The organism is Variovorax sp. CCNWLW225, assembly GCF_037204045.1.
Lineage (GTDB): Bacteria > Pseudomonadota > Gammaproteobacteria > Burkholderiales > Burkholderiaceae_C > Variovorax.
On sequence record NZ_JBBCBV010000044.1, the window covers coordinates 1 to 1,405 of the forward strand.

Genomic DNA, 1,405 nt, shown 5'->3' on the forward strand with positions numbered 1-1,405 from the left:
CTATTTAGCCCCCTAATGAATTTGGACACCTACTAAGAGTGGTTTTATACTTAAGGTTGCCAAATAAGGGGGCTTTTGTGATGCAAAGACGAAAACATTCTGCTGAATTTAAACAACAGGTGGTACAAGAAGCAATTGAAACAGGCAATAAAGCTTTGGTGGCGAGACGTCACGAGCTCAGTCCAAATCTCGTAAGCAAATGGGTAAAAGCTTTTCAGGAAAAAGGCAATCTAGATCATTCCGGCATTCAAGATATTGTTTCTCCCTCAGGGATCAAACAGTTGGAGGAGGAGAATGACCAGCTTAAAAAGCTGTTAGGCGAAAAAGATTTAGAAATTTCCATTCTCCGTGACGTACTAAAAAAGAAGAACCCTCACTTACTGAAACGCTTGAAATAGCGAATGAGTGGATTGCGAAAGGTTATGCCGTCCGTAAAGTCCTGAAGATTTTAGAGATTTCTCCTTCTACGTACTATTATCAATACAAGAAAGAAGAAAAGTCAGTAAGTGAGGGCAGACCCATTCCGGGCTATTCACTCACTAAGAACGGCAAAAAAATACCGGATGAACAAATACAGGAATGGCTGATGGAACTCATCTCAGGTGAAGCCGGTGTCTATGGCTATCGAAAGTTGTGCCTCCGCCTTCGAAGCGAGTATGCGCTACAGATTAACAAAAAGAAAGTGTACCGATTATGTAAGGAACTCGATATCCTACAGCCACAGCGAGAAGTGAAGTTCCACTATCCAAGAAAATTAGCGAGGAACCGGATCATCACTGAATCGAATCAGCTGTGGGAAGCAGATATTAAATACGGCTACATCGAAGGTGAAGAGCGTTTCTTCTTTATTCTATCGCTCATTGATGTATATGACCGTTCCATCATTGATTATCATATTGGTTTACATTGTACCGGACACGACGCTGGCCAACTCGTGCAGCGTGCCTTGTTTAAGCGTCAGCAATTTGAAAGAGAAACAAAGCCAGTCATTCGAACGGATAATGGTCCACAATTTATTTCTCTAGCGTTTCAGAAAGCATGTGAAACGTTCCACATCGAACATGAACGCATTCCGCCGAGAACACCGAATATGAATGCCCATATCGAGTCGTTTCACCGATTACTAGAGTATGAATGTTTGAGGCGGTTCGCTTTTCATTCCTACGCAGATGCGTATCATGAGGTGGCTGAATACATGGATTTCTACAATAATCGAAGAATCCATTCGAGTATTTTAGATTTAGCACCAAATGAATTTTATCAACGAAACCAAACAGAAGAGCTAACGATTAAAGAAGTGAGAGTATGAGGCAGGATGATTTTCTTGCCTCACCTAAAATAAAGAGCAATTCTATGAAATAATGAGCTAAGAGTAGTATGTGTCCAAAATTAGGGGGTTAACCCG

The 1,405-nt window shown here is 41.3% G+C and carries 2 protein-coding genes; both read left to right on the forward strand.

Features of this window, described 5'->3' with window-relative positions; translation table 11 throughout:
* Nucleotides 1-80: 80 nt before the first annotated feature.
* The gene (locus tag V9L20_RS27210) at nt 81-398 is read left to right on the forward strand and encodes a transposase (protein ID WP_014479904.1); all 318 of its coding nucleotides are present in this window, start codon (nt 81-83) and stop codon (nt 396-398) included.
* A gap of 11 nt (nt 399-409) precedes the next feature.
* Complete coding sequence (locus V9L20_RS27215; protein WP_026113687.1) at nt 410-1,309, forward strand: IS3 family transposase; 900 nt, start codon at nt 410-412, stop codon at nt 1,307-1,309.
* Nucleotides 1,310-1,405 lie beyond the last annotated feature (96 nt).